Below are 21,538 nucleotides of genomic sequence, written 5' to 3' on the forward strand. Positions count from 1 at the left end.
AAGGGCGTCACCGTCATTAGGGAGCGGCGACAGTCTTTCGTAGGCCAAAGTGAGGTGGGCAGTAACGGTGCCCTCTGCACATCTGGCTTAGGTCGTGACACGCTGCCGGAAATATTTCCCCCCCGTGAATCGCTTGGGCGAGCCCTTGTGGGCCTGACAGTCGATTCATCACTGTGAACCCCGGGAGGAATTCGGATGCGTGTACTTACGAAAGCTACGTATATTCTAACCACTGCGGCGTTTCTGTCGCTCGGCGCGGCCTATACGGCGTCGGCCAACGAGGATCTTGCAAAGCTCGCTTCGGATGCGAAGAACTGGGCGATGCAGACGGGTGACTACGCCAACACCCGCTATTCCAAACTCAACCAGATTACTGCGGATAATGTGAAGAACCTGCAGGTCAAATGGACCTTTTCCACCGGCGTGCTGCGCGGGCATGAGGGTGGACCGCTGATCATCGGCGATGTGATGTATGTCCATACGCCCTTCCCAAACAATGTCTTTGCGCTCGACCTCAAGAATGACGGGAAGATCCTCTGGAAATACGAGCCCAAGCAGGATCCGAATGTCATTCCGATCATGTGTTGCGATACGGTCAATCGCGGTGTTGCCTATGGTGACGGCAAGATCATTCTCAATCAGGCCGACACCACGGTCGTCGCCCTCGATGCAAAGACCGGCAAGGTCGTCTGGTCGGTCAAGAATGGCGACATGACCGACGGCGGCAAAGGCGAATCCGGCACGGCTGCCCCCGTCGTGGTCAAGGATAAGGTACTCATCGGCGTGTCCGGCGCCGAATTCGGCGTTCGCGGCTGGCTGGCCGCCTACAATCTGAAAGACGGCAAACTTGCCTGGAAAGCCTATTCGGAAGGTCCCGACGCCGACACCCTGATCGATCCCGAGAAAACCACCCAGCTGGGCAAGCCGGTAGGCAAGGATTCCGGCACCAACACCTGGGAAGGCGAGCAATGGAAGACAGGCGGCGGCACGACATGGGGATGGTATTCCTATGATCCCAAGCTGAACCTGGTCTACTACGGCACCGGCAATCCCTCGACATGGAACCCGGTCCAACGGCCTGGCGACAACCGCTGGTCAATGACGATCATGGCCCGCGATGCCGATACCGGTGTTGCCAAATGGCTCTACCAGATGACCCCGCATGACGAATGGGACTATGACGGCATCAACGAGATGATCCTCGTCGATGGCATGGAGGTCAATGGCGCCAAACACGACGTGCTGGTGCATTTCGATCGTAATGGTTTCGCCTACACCATGGATCGCGCCACCGGCGAGCTTCTCGTCGCCAAGAAATACGATCCAGCGGTGAACTGGGCGACGGAAGTCGTCATGGACCCAAAGAGCGAACAGTATGGTCGCCCGCAGGTCGTGGCGAAATATTCGACCCAGCAGAACGGCGAAGACACCAACTCGACGGGTATTTGCCCGGCGGCGCTTGGAACGAAGGATCAGCAGCCGGCTGCCTATTCGCCGAAAACCGGCCTGTTCTATGTTCCGACCAACCATGTCTGCATGGACTATGAGCCGTACAAGGTAAGCTACACCGCCGGTCAGCCTTATGTTGGCGCCACAGTGTCGATGTACCCGGCACCTGGCGGCGACGGCAGCATGGGCAACTTCATTGCCTGGGATGCGGCCAAGGGCGAGATCGTCTGGTCGAAGCCTGAGAAGTTCTCCGTGTGGTCGGGCGCGTTGGCGACAGATGGCGACGTCGTCTTCTACGGCACGCTCGAAGGCTACATCAAGGCGGTCGATAAGGACGGCAAGGAACTTTACAAGTTCAAGACCCCGTCCGGCATCATCGGCAACATCACCACGTACGAGCATGACGGCAAGCAGTACATCGCCGTTCTGTCCGGCGTCGGTGGGTGGGCAGGTATCGGTCTGGCAGGCGGTCTGCTTTCGCCTGACAACGCTGCTGCCTGGCATGGCGCCGTCGATCAGGGCCGTGCGCAAGGCGATCAGTCCGCGGTCGTTGGTACCGCTGGCCTGGGTGCCGTCGGCGGCTACGCGGCACTTGCCGACTATACGACGCTGGGCGGTCAGCTCACCGTCTTCGGTCTCCCGGACTGACGGGCGGGGAACCTTAAGCACGCCTCAGGTCTTGTTGGACCGGAGGTTTGAAAAACGAGAGCCCGGATCATCCGAAACCATGGCCGGGCTCTCGATGCGGTTGCACCCCCGACACACCGATCAATGCCGGCCACGGCAGCAAAACCGTGTCCACGGCAAATGAAGGAAGCGTTTGAATGTCCGTTCGCATTGTAATTTCGGCTTTCGTCCTGGCTCTGCTGCCTCTGGCAAGCTCAGGCGTGGCGTGGGCCGAGGACAGCATGGAAAAAGCCAAGGCGGTGAAGCAAGAAGGCGGCAAGTATTTGGATGCGGATGGAAATCCGACCTACAAGATCGAGAACGGAACCGTCGACTGGTACACGTTCAGCGGCTACCGCCGGTATCACTCCGATTGCCATGTCTGTCACGGACAGGATGCGACAGGTTCGAGCTACGCGCCGGCCCTGGTCAACAGCTTGAAAACCATGGACTACGCCACGTTCCTCTCGATCGTCGCCGAGGGCCGCAAGAATGTCGGCGGCGGCAAGGAAAACGTCATGCCTGCCTTTGGCGACAACAAGAACGTCTATTGCTACCTGGACGATCTCTATGTCTACCTGCGCGCGCGCGCCGATGGTGCGGCGCCACGCGGCAGGCCGCCCAAGCACGAAGACAAGCCGCAGGCGGCGAAGGATGCCGAAGCATCCTGCATGGGCGGATGACATGAACGGCTGCGGTGCATTGAAGCTGCGCGTCGTTCTGCCGATTCTCGGCGCACTGGCCTTGTTGCCATCGAACGCGCAGGCGCAAGGCGCCGGCCTCGGCGCGGCGGGAGAACTGGTCGATCCCGACATTCTGCGCGTCTGCGCCGATCCTTCGAATATGCCCTTCACCGACAAGAGCGGCGAAGGCTTCGAAAACAAACTCGCCGAACTGGTAGCCGCGAAAACCGGACGGAAGTCCGTCGCCTATACCTGGTTTCCACTTGTCACCGGCTTCGTTCGCAACACGCTGGGAGCGAACCGATGCGACATCATCATGGGCTATGCCCAAGGCGATGAACTGGTGCAGAACACCAACGCCTATTATCGCTCCACCTATGTGTTGGTTTACCCGAAAGGCAACGATATCGAGGGCGTCGAAACGATCGAGGATCCCAAACTCACGGGCAAGACGATCGGGGTTGTCGAGCGCACGCCGCCAACCGCCAACATGGCCGCCAACAAGCTTCTGCGGACCGCCAAGATCTATCCGCTTGCGGTGGATACGCGTGTCACCCCCTCCATGGGGGAGGTCATGATCAAGGACATGCTGGCCCACAAGATCGACGCGGCGGTCCTGTGGGGGCCAATGGCAGGCTACTATGCCAAGCAACTTGGAGCCGATGTGGCGATTGTTCCGCTGATAAAAGAAAAAACCGGCTCGCGCATGTCTTACCGCATCACCATGGGCGTACGTCCGTCCGACCAGGAATGGAAGCGGACGCTCAACCGGGTGATCAGGGAAAACCAGGCGGAGATCAACAGGCTACTGCTGAGTTACAACGTGCCTCTGATCGACGAACATGACAATCCGATCACCCAATGAAGGGAAGGGAGACTGTTTTTTTGCTGGTCGCTGCGAGCCTTATGGGTTTGGCCGAACCGACGCGGGCTGGCGAGATCGCCGAACCCGGCGGGTACCGGATGGACGACTATCGGGCGCCGGTGCCGCCGACGTTGCGAGGCGCCAGGGTGGTGACGACGGCGGAAGCTGAAGCGCTGTGGCGAGCGAAGAAAGCTGTCTTCTTCGACGTGATGCCGAACACGCCCAAGCCGACCAATTTGCCGGTAGGAACGATATGGAGAGACAAGGTTAGAAAGGACATTCCAGGCAGTACATGGCTGGCCAACGTGGGATACGGCGCTATTTCGCAAGAGACCACCAGCTATTTTCGCCAAGGCCTCGAAGCCAAGGCCGGCACGGACAAATCGCGAGCGATTCTGTTCTATTGCATGACGAATTGCTGGATGTCCTGGAATGCCGCCAAACGGGCGATCGAGTGGGGCTACAGTTCGGTAATCTGGTATCCACTCGGCGCTGATGGGTGGGAAGGTGCAAATCTTCCGCTGGAGGTGAAAAGACCATATGAAACGAACAATTGAAGGAAGGTTATGCAATTATTCCCGGTAGTTTTGCTTTTCGATTTTTCAAAACCTACTTTTTCGTTTGTCCATTTTGAGACGTGATGGACGAGCCATTGCTTCGGTGCCCTGCAATGGTTGGCTAACAACAGGGATCGGTCCCTTCGGACTGGTATAAGAGGAGAAATGTCATGAAGAAGAACTGGAAAAAACCGACCATGTGCCAGGTTGCTGCGGGCATGGAAATTTCTCGGTATCTGCCTGCCGAAATTACTCCCAAGAGGTAGGCCGCAGAGGTGCGTGTCCCTGGCAACAGGGGCACGCATCCCCGCAAGGGTTTTGGCGAAAGGTTTTGACGCGTGTAGGGCGCGCGCGGCACTTTTCAGGGCTGCAAATTGCCTGCTGGTCAGAGAAGCCGCGGGGCGGGCGTTTTCATGCATTTGAGGATCATCGGATCGGCGGCAGGCGGCGGCTTTCCGCAATGGAATTGTAATTATCGTCTCAGTCGTGCGGCCCGCTCCGGGATGGCTGGCGTGCATTCACGAACCCAATCAAGTGTCATCGCTTCGACGGATGACGTCGGCTGGGTTCTTTTCAATGCCTCACCCGACATTCGCCAGCAGATCGCGGCAACGCCAGAGTTGCAACCTGCGCGCCACGCGCCGCTGCGTTCGACGCCTATCCGCGCGGTGGTGCTGACCAATGCCGATGTCGATCATATCGCCGGACTGCTCAGCCTGCGCGAGCGGCAGCCTTTCGCCATCTATGCAACGGCGCAGGTTCTGGCGACGCTGGAGGCGAATTCGATTTTCAACGTTCTCGATCCGGCGGTCGTGCCGCGGCGCATCCTGCCGACAGCGAAAGAATTGGTCATCTGCGATGCCGAAGGCAGCGAGACCGGCGTGATGATCGAGAGCTTTCCGGTGCCTGGAAAGATAGCACTCTATCTGGAGGACAAAGACCATCCGGATGCCAATTTCAGCTCCGACGCCGGTGACACGATTGGAGTCCGAATTGCGGGTATCGGCAGCCGCGATTCTGTCTTCTACATCCCAGGCTGCGCGCGCATCGATGCGACGCTGCGCGCGCGTCTTTGCGATGCAGCCTGTCTTCTGTTCGACGGCACTGTCTACACCGACGACGAGATGATCGTCGCCGGCGTCGGTCAGAAAACCGGCGCGCGCATGGGGCATCTGGCGATTTCGGGAGACGCGGGTTCGATCGCCAGCCTGGCCGATGTGAGGCTGGGCCGCCGCGTCTTCGTCCATATCAACAACACCAATCCGATCCTTGACGAGAATTCGGCCGAACACGCGGCGGTCAAGGCGGCAGGATGGGAAGTCGCAGGCGACGGCATGGAGATGGAATTTTGAACGATTTCCGCGATGCGGCCAAAGGCGGCCTGTCCACGAGCGATCTCGAAGCCGTGCTGAGGCAGGTCGGCGCCGAGCGCTACCACAATCATCATCCCTTCCATCACAGGATGACCAGCGGCGCGCTGTCAAAGGCCGAGATGAAGGCCTGGGCGCTGAACCGTTATTGCTACCAGGCTGTCATCCCGCGCAAGGATGCCATGATCCTCGCACATGCCGAGGATCCGGCGTTTCGCGCCGCCTGGCGCAAACGTATCGAAGACCATGATGGCGAGGACGGCTGGAGCGGCGGTATCGCGCGCTGGCTGCATCTGGCAACCTCGCTCGGCTTGAACGCCGAGGCCGTGAAAAGCGAAAGGCTGGCACTGCCGGCGACACGGTTCGCCGTGGGGGCCTATCTCTCCTTTTGCACCAACCGGACGCTGTTGGAGGCGGTCGCGTCGTCGCTGACCGAGATGTTCTCACCGCTCATCATCGGCGAGCGCGTACCGGCGATGCTGGCCAAATACGATTATATCACCGAGGATACGCTGGCCTATTTCAAGCAACGGCCCGAACAAGCCTCGCGCGACGCCGACTTCGCCCTCACCTACGTGCTCAGCCATGCTGATACGGCGGAACGCCAGCAGCAGGCAATAGATGCGCTGGTGTTCAAATGCGATATACTCTGGGCCATGCTTGATGCGCTTCAACACGCCTATGGCGAGCCGGGAAACATACCGCCCGGCGCCTTCCGCCCCGAGGCAGCCCCATGATGCTGCGCGAAAGAGCCTGGGTGTCGCTGCGATCGATACCCTTCCTGCCGAAGCACGTGCGCATACAGTACGATTCCGTGCGGCAGGCGTTCGCCGTGCTTTCACCGGAGAGAATATTCTGGCCGAACGATATCAGCCTCGACATATTGCGGCGCTGCGACGGACGGTCCACGGTCGGCGAAATCATCGCCGGCCTTGCCACGGATTATGAGGCCGAGGAGGAGGCCGTGGCGGCCGACGTCATCGCCTTCCTGCAAGAGTGGTCGGACAAGCTGCTGGTGAAGCTATGAACACGCCCCTCCTCCCTCCTATCGGCATGCTGGCGGAACTGACACATCGCTGCCCGCTGCAATGTCCTTATTGCTCCAACCCGCTCGAATTACAGAAGGCCAATCGCGAACTCGACACACAGACCTGGCTCAGCCTGTTCTCGGAGGCCGCCGATCTCGGTGTTCTGCAGGTGCATCTGTCAGGCGGTGAGCCGACGCTGCGCCGCGACCTCGAGCAATTGATCGCCGGACTTTCAGCGCGCGGCGTCTATACAAATCTGATTACCGCGGGCGTCGGCATCGCCGAAGGCCGCATCGAAGCATTTGCCGAAGCCGGGCTCGACCATCTGCAATTGAGCTTTCAGGGCGCACGGCCTGAGACCACCGAACGCATCGGCAACCACAAAGGCAGCCACGACAAGAAGCTGGAGACGGCACGCCGCGCGCGAGCTGCCGGCTTGCCTCTCACCATCAACGCGCCGATCCATCGCCATAACATCGAGGAGGTACCGGAGTTCATCGATCTTGCCCTTTCGCTGGACGCGGAGAGGCTCGAGATCGCCAACGTCCAGTACGCTGGCTGGGCTTTGATCAATCGCGATCAGCTGATGCCCGAGCGTGCAGCAGTCGACCGGCAGGCGGAAATCGTCGCGGAAGCACGCGAGCGGCTGGCCGGCATTATCAACATCGATTTCGTGACACCAGACTATTTCGCCATCTACCCCAAACCGTGCATGGGTGGCTGGGCGCGTGACGCGTTCATGGTGGCGCCTGACGGCACCGTGCTGCCGTGCCATGCCGCGCAGACGATCCCGGCGCTCAGCTTCGAGCGTTTCAAACCACACACCCTCTCCTCGATCTGGGCCGATTCGCCGGCGTTCAATGCCTTCCGCGGCACGGACTGGATGCAGGAACCCTGTCGCGGCTGTGAACGACGCGAGATCGATTGGGGCGGTTGCCGCTGCCAGGCGATGGCGATCGCCGGCGATGCCGCCGCAACGGATCCGGCTTGCGCGAAATCGCCGATCCACGCGCGCATGGCGATGCTGATCGACGAAGCCAAGCGCACCGCGACAGTTCCTTCGGAGGACGAACCATTCACCTACAGGCGTATCGGCGTCGTGACCGAGCCCGCCTGACAGGTTCTTTCATTCCGCCGTATTCTCGCGCTCGCGCACTGCGTCGGCGAAAGCCAGGGCATCGCGATTGATCCCGACATTGTGCACACGAAAAATCGAAGCACCCTTCAATCGCAGGATGACGCTGGTTGCCGCTGTGCCAACGTCCCGCCCTTCGTCGCTTTCGGCGACCAGGTGATGGGCAAGGCGCTTGCGCGAGGTGCCGACGAGCCATGGAAAACCAAGAGCGCGCAGTTCGCCGAAGCGAGCCATGAGTTCAAGGTTCTCCTCTCCGCTCTTGGCGAAAGCGAAGCCTGGGTCCAGCACGATGCAGTCGTCCGGAATGCCGGCGTTGCGAGCGATCTCCAGCGATCTGTTCAGAAACAGGAACTGGTCGGCGATTACATCGGCCAATTTTTCCCGGTCGCGCCCGGTGTGCATGATGACGAGGCCAGCGCCGGCTTCCGCTGCGACGTGCGCAATGTCGGGTTCGCGCTGCAGGCCGTGTACGTCGTTGACGATATGTGCACCCGCCGCGACCGCGAGATGCGCCGTCTCGGCCCGATAGGTGTCAACCGAAACGATGCAGTCGCCGTCCGACGACAGCGCCTCGATGATCGGGAGGATACGCGATTGTTCCTCAAGCGCCGAAACGCTGCCGGCGCCGGGCCTGGTGGACTCGCCCCCGACATCAATGATCGCCGCGCCCTCGCCGATCATACGCCGTGCCTGTTCGAGTGCCCGCTCCGGCCGATCGAATTCTCCACCGTCGGAAAAACTGTCCGGCGTAACGTTCAAGATCCCCATCAGTAACGATCTCGCACCAAGATCGAGATACCGTCCATGAGCAAGTTGCCAACGGTTCATCGGGCGAGCGCGGCGAGCATCGACGCCACGCCTCCCTGGTGATCGCTCGGACATAGTCTGCCGGGTGCATTCTCGCGAGGGATGCTGAGCTCCATGCCACGCAATACCGCAGTTGGTGTCGTGGTCATCGTCATTGTGGAATTCGCGTCGTATTCGATCTTTCGGTCGCCCAGGCTATCATAACCCCACAGTGCGAGAAGCGAATGTTCGGGCGCCGCAGGGTGTGCGAAAGCCGCCGAGGAAGGAACCACGGAGATGGCAATGGCAATTTCGATTTTCGGCTGGTGTCGTCAGTTCGGGCCAGAGATTAACGGAGCCATCGCTGCATAGGCGTCTGCCTCAATGAGTATGGACGGATTCACTCATGCGCAATATGTATGAGGATTAAGCCTGCCGTGGCGCTCACATTTTGCCCGCATCGCTAAGGCAAGTAATGCTCGTTCAATGACGCTGCTAACGCCGCCCGCCTAAGTGTCGATATCAGGGGATCTGGTCAATGACCGACAACAAGTCAGACGTTACCAAGGATTGGCAAGCGACGCAGGGCCAGAAGTCCTCCGCCACGCGTCTTCGTCTTTTCGCCGCACTCTCGTGGATCGTCGCCATTGGCGGCGAAATCTACGGGATTATTCTGCTTCGCCAGAACAAATTCGATCAGGCACACCTGCCGCTGATCATCGGCCTTCTGGTCGGCATCGCGATTTTCGCAATCGCCGGCAACTTGCTGTGGAAGGCGGCGAACAGGCATGATCCGGCCCGTGCATCCGACACGGCCAGGTTCTTCTTCCAAAACCAGCTCGGCGCAATCATCACGCTGATTGCCTTTCTCCCGCTGGTTTTCCTCATCCTCACCGACAAAAACATGGACCCGCGGACCAAGAAGGTTGCCGGCGGCGTCGGCGCTGCGCTGGCCGTGCTCGCGACGGTCATGGGGATCAGCTTCAAACCCCCGTCGGTCGAACAATACACCCAGGATATGAACGCATGCGCAGCCCAGATCAAGTCGGGGCAGCCCACCAATGCCTGTTCGCCCGACGTCGCCGCTCAGGCGCAGGCGATCGCCACGGACACCGCCGCGGTGGCGGCGGCGACGCGAGACGCGAGCCACCCCGCAGGTCAGGACGTCGTCTACTGGATCGCGCCCGAAAACGGAGCCGCGAAGTCCACCGAGCCGCATGTTTTCCACCTCTGCGCAGGCGTGAGTCCGCTAAAGGACAAGACCGTGAATAGTGGCTCCGTGACGGAAGCCTACGCACAGAACGCCGTCCGCATCACGAAGCAGATCGATATGGAACAGAAGCAGTGCGGGTTCACAGCCACAACCAGCACCAACTGAACCTGGCTGCGCTCGATCGCGTCCAGCCGTTGGTCTTGTCGAGAGAGGCGCGCAAGCGCATGTCAGTATCGACTCGCCGGAGCACGCTATTTGCCATGGCTCAGAGCCCTAGCAGTCCGGCATGGCGTTGCTTGCCAACAGTGACGGCCCGATGTCTCGGTCGAGCGTAAAGCGCTCGCAACGCTCGCCGTCGGACTCGTCGATGAAGCTTTCGACATGTTTGAATCCAAGCTTCGCAAATATCCGCACCGAGGCAAAATTGCGCGCCGCCGCTTCGCCCGTCACCCGTTCAAGCGCCAGAGTTTCGAAAGCGTAGCGGAGAACTTCGCGCGCCGCCTCGCTGCCCAGTCCGTGCCCCCAATGCGCACGCGCGAGCACAAATCCCAATGCGGCTGCCTTGGCGTCGGTTGCGCCGAAGGACAGGGTTATTGTCCCGATCGCTTCCGAAACTCCTACTTGATCTATGGACCACTGGATCGCCGTACCGTCAGCGAACCGCTGACGCGAACGGGCGAACCATCGCTCGCCCGCGCTTATGTCGTCGGGAACAGGATCGCCGGCAAGAGAGGCGGATTCGACATCCGTCGCGCGCGCAAACCATGCCGGGATATCCCGTTTTCTCGGCGCCCGAAGCACGAGCCTTGGTGTCGTGAGCTTGGGAAATCGGACAGTTTCCATCGAAGCATTTTCCACCTGAGGCGGCGCCAATGATAGCCGGAAAGCGGCGACCAGAAAGCCGTCGGCAAGGCAGGCCGTCAACCCGCCAAGCGTCAGTCGCGCGATATGGACAGTCCCGCGAGAAGCGGAGCGTACGCCGCGAGCCTGCGGGACACGAACTCGGTGAAGAGCCGCACGCGCTTCGTCTTGCGTGTCTCCCCCTGCGTGAGAAGCCAGAGCGTTCCGTACATGTGCAGGTCGGTGCCCGGCACCCTCACCAGCAGGGGGTCGGCATCTCCGACGAAGCACGGCAGTGTCGTGATCCCGAGCCCTTGCCGTACAGCAACGATCTGCGCCTCGGCGTCCGTGGTCCTGAATGGAACCCCCGTGGTGCGAACCTCGCCCTCGCGGGCCCAGCCCGGAATTCCATGAATGCTTATGACGATCCACCGGATGGGATCAGGCGCGCTCGCATGCCAGGCCGCCAGTCGATCGCGGGACATATAGACGCCGCCGAACAACTCCGGCCCCTTCAGGCCGTGAAGATTGAGCGGCAGGGTTTTGCGGTCATAGACGACGCGGATCGCCACGTCGGCCTCTCGGTTGGTCAGATTTGCCAGCTCCCCGGACGACAAGACGTCCATCTCGATGTCCGGATGCCGACGCGCGAACTCGGCGAAATCCGGCATGAGCAGGTGTGTCGCGAGGGTCGGAGCCAATGTCACCCGCAGAAGCCCGCGCACGCTCTGGTCGCGCCCGAAGACGCGTGTCTCCAACTGGTGCGACGACGCTTCCATCTGGTTCGCGAGTTCGAGCACCTCCTCGCCCGCAGCCGTCAGGCGGTAGCCCGAAGGCAGCTTTTCGAACATCTGCGTCCCGAGGCGTTCCTCGAGCTGTGCAACGCGTCGCAGCACGGTCGAGTGGTTCACACCGAGGCGCTCGCCGGCAGCTCGCACCGAGCCTCCGCGCGACACGGCCAGAAAATAGCGAACATCATCCCAGTCGATCATGGCGCGATCCCGCACCGCGCGGTGCGCTTTCCAAAGCCCGTATCCAACGCAGTCGTACAGCAGTGTGGGCGGTTATCATAGCTTATGTCGACGAGCGCGGCCCAATTCCGAACGACGGACACCGATTCGTCGCGGCTGGCGGCAGTCGTCCGACCGGATCGATTTTGCACCACCGATGTGCGCCCTTCCGCACTCAAAGCCTGACCCCTGCAGACTTATTTCCAGGCTCTCGGTGTTCTTCCCGAACGATCAAAGACAGAGCCTGGAAGGAAAAGTCATGGGAAAGCTAAACGGTAAGGTTGCAGTCATCACGGGCGGCGCTACCGGCATCGGCCGCGCCGCGGCAAAGCGCTTCATCGAGGAGGGCGCCTTCGTCTTCATCTTCGGCCGCCGGCAGGAAACGCTCGACGCGGCTCTGGCCGAGCTCGGGCCCAATGCCCGCGCGGTGACGGGCTCGGTCTCGGATGAGGCCGACCTCGACCGACTCTACGCGACGGTAAAGGCCGAGCGCGGAACCCTCGACATCGTCTTCGCCAATGCCGGGGCGGGAAGCCAGCTTGCGCTCGGCGAGATCACTGCCGAGCACATTGACGAAACCTTCGACACCAATGTGAAGGGTACGATCTTCACTGTCCAGAAGGCGCTGCCCCTGATGGGCAAGGGCGGTTCGGTAATCCTGACCGGATCGAGCGCCGGCACCACGGGCGCCGCGGCAATGAGCGCCTACAGCGCGAGCAAGGCGGCAGTGCGCAACCTCGCGCGGACCTGGGCGGAGGACCTGAAGGGCACCGGCATCCGGGTCAACGTGCTATCGCCCGGGGCGACCGCCACCGAACTCGCGAAGGAAGCGCTGGGCGAGGAGGGCCAGAAGGTCTTCGCCGCGATGACGCCGCTCCAGCGAATGGCCGATCCGGCGGAGATCGGCGCCGTCGCCGCCTTTCTCGCGTCGTCGGACAGCAGCTTCATGACCGCCAGCGAGGTCGCCGTCGACGGGGGCCTTGCGCAACTCTGACGCGCCACGCCCGGCCGGCCACTTCCCTCAATTAACCAGCGCCGTTGAGGGCCGGGAATCGACATCAACACGGATCGGAGAAGTACTATGAGTTACGCGATTGTAGGATTCGGTAAAATAGGCCAAGCCCTCGCCCAGGCCTTCGCCCGTAAGAACATCAAGGTGGCCGTCGCGAGCCGGCGGCCGCCCGAGGCATTGGCGCCGCAGGCTCGGGCGATTGGACCCACGGTCATCGCCAAGTCGCTGCGGGATGCGCTCGAGGCCGACACAATTATCTTGGCGGTCCCGTTCTGGGAGCATCGCGAGGTCGCGAAGGCCCTGCCGGACTGGGAACGCAAGACGGTCATCGACGCGATGAACACTTTTGGAGTTCTCCCCGACGAGCTGGACGGTCTCCCGTCCTCGGCCTTCGTCGCGAAGGCGTTCACCGGCGCCAAGCTCGTCAAGGGGTTCAATCACTTGGCTGCGGCCACCCTGGCTGCCGATCCGATCGTCGAGGGCGGCCACCGGGTCGTCTTTCTGTCTGGTGACGACGAGGACGCGACCGCCCCCGTGGCGGCCTTGGCCAAACAACTCGGGTTCGCACCCGTCAAGCTGGGAAAGCTCGACGAGGGTGGCGCGCTTGTGCACGCACGCGGCCGCACTTGGGGCCACCTCATCTTCCAGGATTTGTTCAAGAAGGAGCAGTAGTCGATCTACGACCGCGTGATCGACGCCGAGACCTGGTCGCGCGCTAACTTCTTCGAGCAGCGCGCGACCGAATATTTGAAGACCACAAGGTCGCGAAGGCTGGGGTGGGCCTAACGGCGTATAGGCGCCGTTCGAAGAGCGGGGAGCCGTCAAGCCTGCGCCATGCGGCGGCCGCAATTTGTCGTAGAGCTTTGGGCTGCGGACTGACCGATTGCGCCGGCAGCAATGCCATGCGGCGGCGCAAAAAGGCACTTGGTTGCTGGGCAACGCCCTAAAAGGGCGGAAGTACCGCGGTCAGTCTAATGATCCCTGACCAGCTGCATGAAAGCCTCTATCGGACGTAGCGTTTGGCGAACCTTCAGACACGCCGCAAAGGATTGCGTGAACGGCTTGTGATCCGAGATCGAAAGCGCCGTCAAACGATCGTCCGGAAGGTACTCGGTCCTGGAAACAATGCCGGCGCCAAGGCCGGCTATGGCACGGTCCACGGGCGGGCCTATCGGCGCTTCACGGTTCGGCCACAGCACGATGCCATCATATTGCTTGGCGATCCACGTATCGATCACCTGGCCCATCTTGTTGTCGTCGAACTCGGCGTCGATGACCTCCAGTTCGATATTCGGATGGCGCTTGGCTTCCCAGGCGGCGGTGTCGGCGAGGCTGATCAGCCAGGGATGGTTGAAGCCATGGAAGAGGAGGCCGATGCGATATTTCTTGCTGGCGTCGAGCACCGGACCTTCAGGCAACGGCAGATAATCCGTGAAAGGCGCCTTGATCTGCAGCTTGCTGTAAGGGCCGACGAAGCTGGCGCCCATGCCCGGCTTCCAGACGAATCCGCCGGCGAGGTCCCCGACCGGATAGACGTCGAGATAGTCCCGGAACCGTCCTTTTCGAACAGCGCACTGACGTCGGCATTCGATATGCCCGCCTTGGCTTCGTCGGAGTATTTCTTGATCAGGCCATTGAGAACGGCGTGGACGGAGTCTTCGGCGAAGGCCGGAACTGTCGTCAGCGGTGCAGCAGCGAGAACGGAAAGCGCCGCGGCTGTCTTCAGCAGATGGCGACGTGATAATTTCAGCATTTTAGGTCTCCTCCATATTTGCTTTCAGCCCGGGATATATCCCGACAAGTTCAAGTCACTCCTCCTTCCACCAGGATGTGGACGTAGCCGTCCGACACCTTGGTTTCGTAGGTCTTCAGCCGCTCGGTAACGGGCGGTGAAAGCGGTGTGCCGGTGGGGATGTGGAACAGTCCCTGATGCAAAGGACACTCCACCGTCTGGCCGTCGATATAGCCTTCCGAAAGGAAGGCGTGGGCGTGCGTGCAAATGCCTGAAGTGGCGTAGAACTTGCCGGCAAGATTAAAGATGGCGATACATACCCCCTGGTGCTCGATGCGCGTCGCATCGTCGACAGGAAGACTGTCGGCACGGACCGCCTGGATCCACTGCCTGCTTTCTGGATTAGTCTGCGCGTCCATGCGCCTCCCCATGTCCGTTTGTTTCGTTTATTTTCGTTCTCTTTCCTTCGCTCGCAAATTCATTGTGGGAATAGAGATATCGATGAACCCCATGCCGAGTGATCGACCACAGGCAAGCAATCGCCGAAAATACGGCTGCATGGCAGCCGGACGCGGCGATATGTCAGGCACGGAGATCTATCGGAGGGTTCGAACCGGTCGTGCCCGAGACAATGCGCGAAGCGCCAATCTGGTGATCAGAAACAATGCCCTCACGTCCATCGCGATGCGAACGGCCGGAGGGGCCTGCAATTCGTGCACGGAACGCTCCAAAGGAGCCGGAAACGCGAACTTGGAAGCGGGCTGCCAAGGCAGCATCAAGCCGGCAATTGGCGACGATAGTGACTTGCTAGCTCGCTTCGAGGATGGAAAAATCGTCTGGGGCAGATGTACCAAAACACTGATCCCGTATGCCGAAGATCGTGGACCGTGAATGGCTCTAGCGGTAACCTTCCTTCTTCGCCCGAACGCTTCCTCGGAGATGGAGTCAGCGGGAAGCGTCATCAGAAACGTCCGTAGTCGATCACGCTGCTCTGGCTGCGCGAGCTTGCGATCGAGATATTCCACCCGCTGTTCTTCGAGCTTGGCCAGCCGCGCCTGCTCGGCACGCCGCTGGCGGGCAATCTCCACGAGCCGTGCCCGCTCGTGGGTGAAGCGGAACACGCTTGTTCGTTCAGATCGCGGCGAGCGCGATCTTTCGCAAATCGTCGGCGTAGAGTTCCGGCGTTTCCCAGGCCGGAAAATGCCCGCCACGCGGAAAGACGGTGTAACTCTGCACATTGTAGAGCCGCTCGGCCCGCTCGCGCGGCGCGAGCGCCAGATCATGTGGCCACATCGCGACGGCGGTGGGGACATGCACGAAGTCATCTGCCCGCAGCGGCGGCCGCAGCCGGGCGGCATCGTAATAGTAGCGGACAGACGACCCGATCGTGTTGGTCATCCAGTAGATCATCAGGGTGTCAATCAAGGCTTCGAGGGGCCAGACAGAGAAGACGTCGCCATCGCAGTCCGTCCAGGCCCGGAATTTCTCGACAATCCACGAGGCTAGGCCAACAGGACTGTCGGCAAGCCCAAAGGCGAGAGTTTGTGGCCTCGAGCTCTGGATCGCCTGATAGCCCCCTTCCTCCCGGCTCCACAGTTGGAGGCGCTCGTCATAGTCGATCTCGGCCTTCGACAGGGGCGATGCATCTTCTGGAATCGGCTTCGGCGCGACCGCCGAGACATGGAGAGCCAGCAAACGCGCCGGATACCGAAGCGCTATCCGGGTGGCAAGGCCGGAGCCGATGTCAGTCCCGGCCACGAGGAACCGCCCATAGCCCAGCATCGTCATCAACTTCGGATAGAGGTCGCTGGGCTCCGCCTCGTAGGGCCGGGTTGGCCTGTCCGAGTAGCCGAAGCCGGGCATGGTGGGAATCACGACATCGAATGCCGGCGTTCCCTGGGTAAGCAGCGGTGCTATACGCTGAAACTCCACGAAGCTTGACGGCCAGCCGTTCATCAGCAGTAGCGGGATCGATCCCCTTTGGCCGCTGCGAAAATGCAGAAAGTGTATGCCATGGCCGTCGACCGTCGTCCGGAAATGGGGAAGCTGGTTAAGCCGGTCTCGTCGCTGCGCCCAGTCATAGCCGTCACGCCAGAAATCGATGAACTGGTTGAGGACGCCGCGCTCGGTTCCCATGGTCCAGTCGTCAGTTACCGCGTCGGCCCAACGCGTCCGTGCGAGGCGGCTACGAAGGTCAGCGGCCTGGTCCGCATCATAGGGAATCTGGAAGGGAGTGATCATGATCGATTCCTTGGCTGTAGTGCAGCGGAGGGCTGATGTCGGTGGTTCAGCCGATATCGACGTTCATAGCGAAGTTCCAGGTGCCGGCGCCGTTTTTGGCGAGGCCAATCATCATCAAACCGAGCGCCTCCACCGTCTGGGCCATGTGCAAGCCGCCCACGTCGAGCGGACGCAGCCCGAGACTTTCGAGGAACGTCGAGACGCGCGCTTTCGCCTCCGCATCGTCGGCTGCGATGAACGCGTCGAGCCGTCCACCCTTCGCAAGCACGTGACCAAAGATCGTGTTGAATGCCTTCACAACATGCGCGCCGGCGGGGAGGCCCTTTGCGGTCTCCTGCGCGCCGGAACTGCCGTGGGGCGTGACGAGGCCCGAGAGGTCGGGGGCAACCGGGTTGGCGATGTCGACGATCACCTTGCCATCGAGCGCTTTCCCAAAGTCGGCTACCGCCGCCGCGGCACCGCTGTACGGCACGGCGAGGATGACGATGTCGCCCGCGGGGGCGGCGCCGTATGTCCCGGTGGTCGCTCCGACTCCAAGTTGGTCGACGAGCACCCGCGCCTTGGCGGGGTCGCGGCTGACAACCTCGACGGTATGTCCGGCCTTGGCGGCACGGCCCGCGATCGCGGCGGCCATGGCTCCTGAGCCGATGATGCTGATAGTGCTCATGTGTTGTCTCCTTGTGAGTTGGGTGGACGGATCACGGGATCGCGATACGATCCGCCGGGAAGTAGTGGCCGTTGTCGAGGTCCTCGAGCAGGCCCGGCTGAGCTGGCTCCCAGCCGAGCGTCTGGCGGGTGATGGCGTTGGACGCCGGAAGGTCCAGCGTGACCAAGTTCGCGAGAAAGCCGAAGAAGCCTGGCAACATCAGTACGTCCGCAGGGATGGGCACAGCAGGCATGCCCATACGGCTGCCAATGGCCTCAGCGATCTCGCGGAACCGGATGCCCTCGCCCTCAATCCCGTGCCAATATTTGCCAGCCGGCCCCTTCTCCAGCGCCAGGCGGAACAGGGAGGCCAGGTCGCGGGCATGCACAGCCGGCCAGAGGTTCGCGCCGTCTCCGGGGTAACCGATTACGCCCTTCTCCTTCGCGAGACCGATCAGCAGCTGGAGGAAGCCGGCATCGGTCGTGCTGTGCGCGATGGGAGGAATTCGGACGACCGAAGACCGCACGCCCCGTCCCGCTATGCCGATCACGGCGAGTTCCACGGCGTTGCGAACCCGCAGGGTGCCCTTGTATGCTTCGCCGCCGGGAAGAGCCGGATCTTCCTCGGTGGCTGGCCGGCCCAGGCCTTCCCACCCCGGCGAGCCGATGCTCCCTGAGACGACGAGCGGCTTTCCGGTCCCCGCCAGCGCCTCGCCGTAGGCGAGCATGATCTGGAGCTCCGCGGCTGCCACGGCGTCGATCCCGCCGGAGGGCAGCAGGTCTTGCCGGTGCGCGACGTGGATGACGCCGTCGGACTCCGCCGCCGCGACCTTGAGCCCATCGAGGTCGGTGATATCCCCGCGACGTACCTTGGCGCCGAGTGCCGATACCGCAGTCGCGGACGTGTCCGACCGGGCCAGGCCAATGACCTCATGTCCGGCCGCGATGAGCTCGGGGATGACATACGAACCGATATGGCCGGTCCCGCCAGTAACGAAAACGCGCATGCTGCTGCTCCTTGGGTAATGTGATGCGAGACGTGGTGCCGCGGGCTCAGCCGAGGAGGCTGACGCGGATTGAGAAGTTGGTGTGTTTGACGGAGTGGGTCATGAGGCCCAGCCACAGCATGCAGGCGTGCTCCAGCGTTCGGGCCATAATCAGCCGCCCGGTATCCATCGGACGTAGTCCGAGGCTGTCGATGAACGCCGAGACGCGCGCCTTCGCTTGAGAGTCGTCCCCGGCGATGAACACGTCCAATGGATGGCCCCCGATTGGACCGGCAGCCAAGACCCGGGCGTTCTGGGTGTTGAACGCCTTGACGATAGTGGCATTGGCAGGAGCAACCTTGGCGATCTCCTGCGCGCCGAAACTGTCTTCAGGAGTCAAGAAACCCGTGAAGTCGGATTTGATGGGGTTGGTGATGTCGACAATGAGCTTGCCTGCCAGCTTTTCGCCGTACTGCTTCACCACGTCGAGAACGGCCGAATAGGGAACCGCCAGGATGACAATGTCCCCGACCGGAGCGGCGCCAAAATGTTCCGGTCGTCGCGCCGGCTCCGACCTGCTCGGCCGGCGCCCGCGACTTGGCACTGTCGCGGCTCATCACCTCGACGGTGTGTCCGGCCTTGGCGACAAGGTCGCCGATCGCTGCGGTCATACCGCCTGACCCGATGATGCTGATAGTGCTCATGTTCATTTTCCTTGCGGGGCGGGCAGCGCCTTTGTTGCCATTTGTGCAGACGCACTCTATTTAGTGGTTCACCGATCCGCTTAGTAACTGGATCATCGATCCACATATACGGATCACTGATCCGCTTATCAAGGCATCTCATGCGAGCCGACGCAAAAAAAAATTACAGCCATATCCTCGCGGTCGCGCGTGACGTCGTCGCCGAGCACGGTATCAATGCGTCCATGCGCGATATCGCCCGTCGGGCCGAGGTCGGGTTAGCCACGCTGCTTCGTCATTTCCCGACGCGAGAAGCCCTGTTCGAGGCGCTGCTGTGTACGAATCTGGACGCACTGACTCAGAGGGCAGATGAACTCGAAACCTCGGATTCGCCTGACGAAGCGCTCATCTCCTGGTTCCAGGAGTGGTTGGCGTTCGCCCAAAGCTATAGGGGCGTCGTCGCCATGATGGCCGCCGCCCACACGAATCCGAATTCCGCTCTTTACGCTTCATGCGCAGCGGTGCACTCGGCGAGCGCGCGACTGCTGCTCCGCGCACAGGCCGAAGGCGCGGCGCGGCCCGACATGAATGGGGATGACCTGTTCGCCCTGATGACGGCGCTCGGCTGGGCGGTCGACCAACCCTCATTCGCGCCGCGGGCCGATCATCTCTTTCGCATCATTACGGGCGCCATCCTGGCGAACCCGTCGACCGGATCGGCTTCTGCTGCGCTCGACCGTCAAAACTAAGTATTTCATCATACTGCTGACGAGAGGCGGAGCACTTCATCGTTTGCTTCCAAGCATCACCTCGGCCGCACGCATCGGATAGTGCTCGATCCGATGCGTGCATCGTGTCCCTGCCGGTGGGGACGTCATGTTCATCAGTCAAACTTGACCAGGTCCTTGAAGACCAGCCGGCCCCAGCTGTTCCTGCGCGCCTGCACGAGCAGTCGCCTTCGGAAAGCCCGCCTAGCTTTATCGGCGCAAAGCCGAGATTTTCCGCGAGCGTACCAATCTGCGCCGCGGCGTCTTCATCATCGCTCGCCAGGAATATGACTCTCCTGCCGCCCTTTACGGCCGGATCCTGTCAAGGATGGCAGCGGTCAAATGATTGAAACCCTTGACCAGTTTGCACCTGAGAAGGCCTGCTCAATGAACTTGGAAGACGGCTGTCAGAGTTGGGCTAGGCCGCCGTCGACCGCTACCTCGCTGTCATGAAGCTGCTGTCCGATGAGGCGAGGAAGGGTGCCGCCGCCCCGAGCTCTGCCGGATCGCCCATGCGCTGAAACGCAGTCATTGAGCCTTAAGCCTTCCAGCCGTCCTCTCCGAGCGCTTCGGTCGCGAGTTCGGTCGCGATGCAAGCGGGAATAGCTGCAAAGTCCAAGCTGAAACGTAAGTGTACCGCTTCTCAGGCCGCATACGGAACGGCCGGTTTCGGAATCGCCGTGCACACTCCTGACCGACGACAATGGGGCTGCCGGCTTGCGAGTTGAGCCGCCTCTCCTTAGGGCCGCCATCTGTCAGGTTACGATCACCAGAAGGCGCAAGCGAACAGAGTGATTGAAAAGGAACTCGATTCCTGTCGCGAACGAACTCGGTCGCCTCGCGCGCCAATTTGCTGTCCGGGATCTTGATCCTGGAAATCACGTTACCATTCATTATTCTGCTCCATCAATTCTCGAGAACGGCCTGGGGCGTATTCCGAAAGCTGATGGCCATTCGGTTGTAGCTGTTCATCAGGCTGATCGCGATCGTCAGGTCGACGAGCTGCTTTTCATCGAAGACGGCACGCACGGCTTCATAGGCGGCGTCCGGAACCCCGGTCTGTGCAACATTGGTCACGCTCTCGGCCCAGCGAAGCGCGGCGCGCTCTCTCTCGCTGAACAGGCTGCCGCCTTCCTGCCAGGCTTGCACCAGCGCGATCTTCTCGATCTTCACGCCCTTCTTGACGAGGTCACGCGTGTGCATGTCAAGGCAATAGGCGCAGTTGTTGATCTGGGAGACCCGCAGATAGACGAGCTCGACCAGTTCGGCAGGCAAGCCGCTCTGGAGAACATAGCCGTAGACGGTGCCGAGCGCCTTGGCGCCGCTCGGGGCGATCTGGTTGTAGTCGAGCCTCTTGGCCATCGTTCCGATCCGTTCAATTGAGGGGAGTAGTGAGGGCCTTGTCGTCGGAATCGACGACGAAGACCGCAAGCAGCTTCGCTGGCCTGGTCTTGCTGGCGTTGCGGCTGACCGAATGGGTTGCGTTGGGCAGCTCCGACCAACTCTCGCCCGCTTTGTAGATGCGGGTCTCGCCATCGTTCACCTTGGACTCGATCTCGCCCGAGACGACATAGGCGAAGATAAAGGCGGACCTGGCATGCCGGTGCGGCTGGGAAGCGGCGCCCGGCGCATAATCGACCTCGACGACGACCATCGATTTGCCGGGGATGTTCGGGATCACCTGCTCGAACTTCGGCGTGACCGTCTCCGATTGGTCGTCCTGCGCCCAGGCCGGCCCGACGATGGCAATCGCGGCGCAGGCGGCGGTGAAAATGGCACGAATTCGCATTGGCATCTCCTTGCCCGTATAGATGCCGGCGAATCGGGCCAGGAAAAAGCACCAAGAACGCAAAAAAATCGTGTACTGAGG

General features: G+C 61.3%; 24 protein-coding genes and 2 pseudogenes. 12 read left to right on the forward strand and 14 right to left on the reverse strand.

Going from position 1 to position 21,538, the window contains the following annotated elements; translation table 11 throughout:
• Positions 1–195: 195 nt before the first annotated feature.
• The 8 genes from FJ946_RS05645 to pqqE all read left to right on the forward strand — a co-directional run bounded on the left by FJ946_RS05645 (position 196) and on the right by pqqE (position 7,735).
• The gene (locus FJ946_RS05645; RefSeq protein ID WP_140498243.1) at positions 196–2,097 is read left to right on the forward strand and encodes a methanol/ethanol family PQQ-dependent dehydrogenase; all 1,902 of its coding nucleotides are present in this window, start codon (positions 196–198) and stop codon (positions 2,095–2,097) included.
• Between the two features lie 176 nt (positions 2,098–2,273).
• Positions 2,274–2,798, forward strand: a complete 525-nt coding sequence (locus FJ946_RS05650; protein ID WP_140515133.1) for a c-type cytochrome, methanol metabolism-related — start codon at positions 2,274–2,276, stop codon at positions 2,796–2,798.
• Between the two features lie 19 nt (positions 2,799–2,817).
• Entirely contained in the window at positions 2,818–3,663 is an 846-nt protein-coding gene (locus FJ946_RS05655; protein ID WP_318012549.1) for a substrate-binding domain-containing protein, read from the forward strand.
• A 41-nt stretch (positions 3,664–3,704) separates the two neighbouring features.
• On the forward strand, positions 3,705–4,220 hold the full coding sequence (locus FJ946_RS05660) for a PQQ-dependent catabolism-associated CXXCW motif protein (RefSeq protein WP_348642805.1): 516 nt from the start codon (positions 3,705–3,707) through the stop codon (positions 4,218–4,220).
• A gap of 413 nt (positions 4,221–4,633) precedes the next feature.
• Positions 4,634–5,572 carry a pyrroloquinoline quinone biosynthesis protein PqqB gene (gene pqqB / locus FJ946_RS05670; RefSeq protein WP_140566572.1) on the forward strand — a complete coding sequence of 313 codons (939 nt, stop codon included), beginning with the start codon at positions 4,634–4,636 and terminating at the stop codon, positions 5,570–5,572.
• Complete coding sequence (pqqC, locus tag FJ946_RS05675; RefSeq protein ID WP_140566570.1) at positions 5,569–6,327, forward strand: pyrroloquinoline-quinone synthase PqqC; 759 nt, start codon at positions 5,569–5,571, stop codon at positions 6,325–6,327. The genes pqqB and pqqC overlap by 4 nt, the downstream gene beginning before the upstream one ends.
• Complete coding sequence (gene pqqD, locus FJ946_RS05680; RefSeq protein WP_140566567.1) at positions 6,324–6,617, forward strand: pyrroloquinoline quinone biosynthesis peptide chaperone PqqD; 294 nt, start codon at positions 6,324–6,326, stop codon at positions 6,615–6,617. Before pqqC ends, pqqD begins: the two co-directional genes overlap by 4 nt.
• Entirely contained in the window at positions 6,614–7,735 is a 1,122-nt protein-coding gene (gene pqqE / locus FJ946_RS05685) for a pyrroloquinoline quinone biosynthesis protein PqqE (RefSeq protein WP_140566564.1), read from the forward strand. Before pqqD ends, pqqE begins: the two co-directional genes overlap by 4 nt.
• A gap of 9 nt (positions 7,736–7,744) precedes the next feature.
• On the opposite strand, the gene folP is transcribed toward pqqE, so the two are convergent.
• Positions 7,745–8,521, reverse strand: a complete 777-nt coding sequence (gene folP, locus FJ946_RS05690; protein WP_246673096.1) for a dihydropteroate synthase — start codon at positions 8,519–8,521, stop codon at positions 7,745–7,747.
• Positions 8,522–9,077: 556 nt separating this feature from the next.
• On the opposite strand from folP, the gene FJ946_RS05695 reads away from it, so the two are divergent.
• A complete protein-coding gene (locus FJ946_RS05695) occupies positions 9,078–9,917 on the forward strand; it encodes a hypothetical protein (protein ID WP_140566559.1) in 840 nt (279 codons plus the stop codon).
• A gap of 108 nt (positions 9,918–10,025) precedes the next feature.
• Here FJ946_RS05695 and FJ946_RS05700 read toward each other — a convergent pair whose 3' ends face one another.
• Together FJ946_RS05700 and FJ946_RS05705 are read right to left on the reverse strand one after the other, a co-directional pair.
• A complete protein-coding gene (locus FJ946_RS05700; RefSeq protein WP_140560466.1) occupies positions 10,026–10,595 on the reverse strand; it encodes a GNAT family N-acetyltransferase in 570 nt (189 codons plus the stop codon).
• A 92-nt stretch (positions 10,596–10,687) separates the two neighbouring features.
• A complete protein-coding gene (locus tag FJ946_RS05705; RefSeq protein ID WP_140566557.1) occupies positions 10,688–11,584 on the reverse strand; it encodes a LysR family transcriptional regulator in 897 nt (298 codons plus the stop codon).
• A 277-nt stretch (positions 11,585–11,861) separates the two neighbouring features.
• On the opposite strand from FJ946_RS05705, the gene FJ946_RS05710 reads away from it, so the two are divergent.
• Positions 11,862–12,596, forward strand: a complete 735-nt coding sequence (locus FJ946_RS05710; RefSeq protein WP_140515122.1) for an SDR family oxidoreductase — start codon at positions 11,862–11,864, stop codon at positions 12,594–12,596.
• A gap of 87 nt (positions 12,597–12,683) precedes the next feature.
• Positions 12,684–13,286, forward strand: a complete 603-nt coding sequence (locus FJ946_RS05715) for an NADPH-dependent F420 reductase (protein ID WP_140515121.1) — start codon at positions 12,684–12,686, stop codon at positions 13,284–13,286.
• A 299-nt stretch (positions 13,287–13,585) separates the two neighbouring features.
• Here the strand turns inward: FJ946_RS05715 and FJ946_RS05720 are convergent, their stop codons facing one another.
• From FJ946_RS05720 to FJ946_RS05750, 7 genes are all read right to left on the reverse strand, one after another.
• The gene (locus FJ946_RS05720; protein WP_140515120.1) at positions 13,586–14,101 is read right to left on the reverse strand and encodes a hypothetical protein; all 516 of its coding nucleotides are present in this window, start codon (positions 14,099–14,101) and stop codon (positions 13,586–13,588) included.
• 316 nt (positions 14,102–14,417) lie between these two features.
• Positions 14,418–14,765, reverse strand: a complete 348-nt coding sequence (locus FJ946_RS05725) for a non-heme iron oxygenase ferredoxin subunit (protein ID WP_181167172.1) — start codon at positions 14,763–14,765, stop codon at positions 14,418–14,420.
• Between the two features lie 177 nt (positions 14,766–14,942).
• Positions 14,943–15,467 carry a hypothetical protein gene (locus FJ946_RS05730; RefSeq protein WP_140515119.1) on the reverse strand — a complete coding sequence of 175 codons (525 nt, stop codon included), beginning with the start codon at positions 15,465–15,467 and terminating at the stop codon, positions 14,943–14,945.
• A 10-nt stretch (positions 15,468–15,477) separates the two neighbouring features.
• Positions 15,478–16,587: an epoxide hydrolase family protein gene (locus FJ946_RS05735; protein WP_140515118.1), complete on the reverse strand. Its 1,110-nt coding sequence runs from the start codon at positions 16,585–16,587 to the stop codon at positions 15,478–15,480.
• A gap of 46 nt (positions 16,588–16,633) precedes the next feature.
• Positions 16,634–17,254, reverse strand: a complete 621-nt coding sequence (locus FJ946_RS05740; protein ID WP_140515117.1) for an NAD(P)-binding domain-containing protein — start codon at positions 17,252–17,254, stop codon at positions 16,634–16,636.
• Positions 17,255–17,285: 31 nt separating this feature from the next.
• Entirely contained in the window at positions 17,286–18,239 is a 954-nt protein-coding gene (locus tag FJ946_RS05745; protein ID WP_140515116.1) for an SDR family oxidoreductase, read from the reverse strand.
• 46 nt (positions 18,240–18,285) lie between these two features.
• On the reverse strand, positions 18,286–18,822 hold the full coding sequence (locus FJ946_RS05750; RefSeq protein ID WP_210239743.1) for an NAD(P)-binding domain-containing protein: 537 nt from the start codon (positions 18,820–18,822) through the stop codon (positions 18,286–18,288).
• Between the two features lie 240 nt (positions 18,823–19,062).
• Here FJ946_RS05750 and FJ946_RS05755 point away from each other — a divergent pair, with 240 nt between their 5' ends.
• On the forward strand, positions 19,063–19,650 hold the full coding sequence (locus FJ946_RS05755) for a TetR/AcrR family transcriptional regulator (protein WP_140498277.1): 588 nt from the start codon (positions 19,063–19,065) through the stop codon (positions 19,648–19,650).
• A gap of 134 nt (positions 19,651–19,784) precedes the next feature.
• Here FJ946_RS05755 and FJ946_RS31065 read toward each other — a convergent pair.
• The 4 genes and pseudogenes from FJ946_RS31065 to FJ946_RS05775 all read right to left on the reverse strand — a co-directional run.
• Positions 19,785–20,072 (reverse strand): annotated as a pseudogene (locus FJ946_RS31065) (NADP oxidoreductase coenzyme); the annotation flags it as partial.
• A 3-nt stretch (positions 20,073–20,075) separates the two neighbouring features.
• Positions 20,076–20,257, reverse strand: a pseudogene (locus tag FJ946_RS05765) (SDR family oxidoreductase); the annotation flags it as partial.
• A gap of 317 nt (positions 20,258–20,574) precedes the next feature.
• Complete coding sequence (locus FJ946_RS05770) at positions 20,575–21,030, reverse strand: carboxymuconolactone decarboxylase family protein (RefSeq protein ID WP_140498278.1); 456 nt, start codon at positions 21,028–21,030, stop codon at positions 20,575–20,577.
• Positions 21,031–21,043: 13 nt separating this feature from the next.
• Positions 21,044–21,457 carry a cupin domain-containing protein gene (locus FJ946_RS05775; protein ID WP_140515115.1) on the reverse strand — a complete coding sequence of 138 codons (414 nt, stop codon included), beginning with the start codon at positions 21,455–21,457 and terminating at the stop codon, positions 21,044–21,046.
• Positions 21,458–21,538 lie beyond the last annotated feature (81 nt).

Origin of the sequence: Mesorhizobium sp. B2-4-7, from assembly GCF_006442685.1 — a bacterium.
Taxonomy (GTDB): Bacteria; Pseudomonadota; Alphaproteobacteria; order Rhizobiales; family Rhizobiaceae; genus Mesorhizobium.

Excerpts from the sequence above, each read along its gene's own strand:
- FJ946_RS05645 (WP_140498243.1), top strand. The coding sequence starts at position 196 with ATGCGTGTACTTACGAAAGCTACGTATATTCTAACCACTGCGGCGTTT.
- FJ946_RS05650 (WP_140515133.1), top strand. The coding sequence starts at position 2,274 with ATGTCCGTTCGCATTGTAATTTCGGCTTTCGTCCTGGCTCTGCTGCCT.
- FJ946_RS05660 (WP_348642805.1), top strand. The coding sequence starts at position 3,705 with ATGGGTTTGGCCGAACCGACGCGGGCTGGCGAGATCGCCGAACCCGGC.
- pqqB (WP_140566572.1), top strand. The coding sequence starts at position 4,634 with ATGCATTTGAGGATCATCGGATCGGCGGCAGGCGGCGGCTTTCCGCAA.
- pqqD (WP_140566567.1), top strand. The coding sequence starts at position 6,324 with ATGATGCTGCGCGAAAGAGCCTGGGTGTCGCTGCGATCGATACCCTTC.
- pqqE (WP_140566564.1), top strand. The coding sequence starts at position 6,614 with ATGAACACGCCCCTCCTCCCTCCTATCGGCATGCTGGCGGAACTGACA.
- folP (WP_246673096.1), bottom strand. The coding sequence starts at position 8,521 with ATGGGGATCTTGAACGTTACGCCGGACAGTTTTTCCGACGGTGGAGAA.
- FJ946_RS05695 (WP_140566559.1), top strand. The coding sequence starts at position 9,078 with ATGACCGACAACAAGTCAGACGTTACCAAGGATTGGCAAGCGACGCAG.
- FJ946_RS05700 (WP_140560466.1), bottom strand. The coding sequence starts at position 10,595 with ATGGAAACTGTCCGATTTCCCAAGCTCACGACACCAAGGCTCGTGCTT.
- FJ946_RS05705 (WP_140566557.1), bottom strand. The coding sequence starts at position 11,584 with ATGATCGACTGGGATGATGTTCGCTATTTTCTGGCCGTGTCGCGCGGA.
- FJ946_RS05710 (WP_140515122.1), top strand. The coding sequence starts at position 11,862 with ATGGGAAAGCTAAACGGTAAGGTTGCAGTCATCACGGGCGGCGCTACC.
- FJ946_RS05715 (WP_140515121.1), top strand. The coding sequence starts at position 12,684 with ATGAGTTACGCGATTGTAGGATTCGGTAAAATAGGCCAAGCCCTCGCC.
- FJ946_RS05720 (WP_140515120.1), bottom strand. The coding sequence starts at position 14,101 with ATGGGCGCCAGCTTCGTCGGCCCTTACAGCAAGCTGCAGATCAAGGCG.
- FJ946_RS05725 (WP_181167172.1), bottom strand. The coding sequence starts at position 14,765 with ATGGACGCGCAGACTAATCCAGAAAGCAGGCAGTGGATCCAGGCGGTC.
- FJ946_RS05735 (WP_140515118.1), bottom strand. The coding sequence starts at position 16,587 with ATGATCACTCCCTTCCAGATTCCCTATGATGCGGACCAGGCCGCTGAC.
- FJ946_RS05740 (WP_140515117.1), bottom strand. The coding sequence starts at position 17,254 with ATGAGCACTATCAGCATCATCGGCTCAGGAGCCATGGCCGCCGCGATC.
- FJ946_RS05745 (WP_140515116.1), bottom strand. The coding sequence starts at position 18,239 with ATGCGCGTTTTCGTTACTGGCGGGACCGGCCATATCGGTTCGTATGTC.
- FJ946_RS05755 (WP_140498277.1), top strand. The coding sequence starts at position 19,063 with ATGCGAGCCGACGCAAAAAAAAATTACAGCCATATCCTCGCGGTCGCG.
- FJ946_RS05770 (WP_140498278.1), bottom strand. The coding sequence starts at position 21,030 with ATGGCCAAGAGGCTCGACTACAACCAGATCGCCCCGAGCGGCGCCAAG.
- FJ946_RS05775 (WP_140515115.1), bottom strand. The coding sequence starts at position 21,457 with ATGCGAATTCGTGCCATTTTCACCGCCGCCTGCGCCGCGATTGCCATC.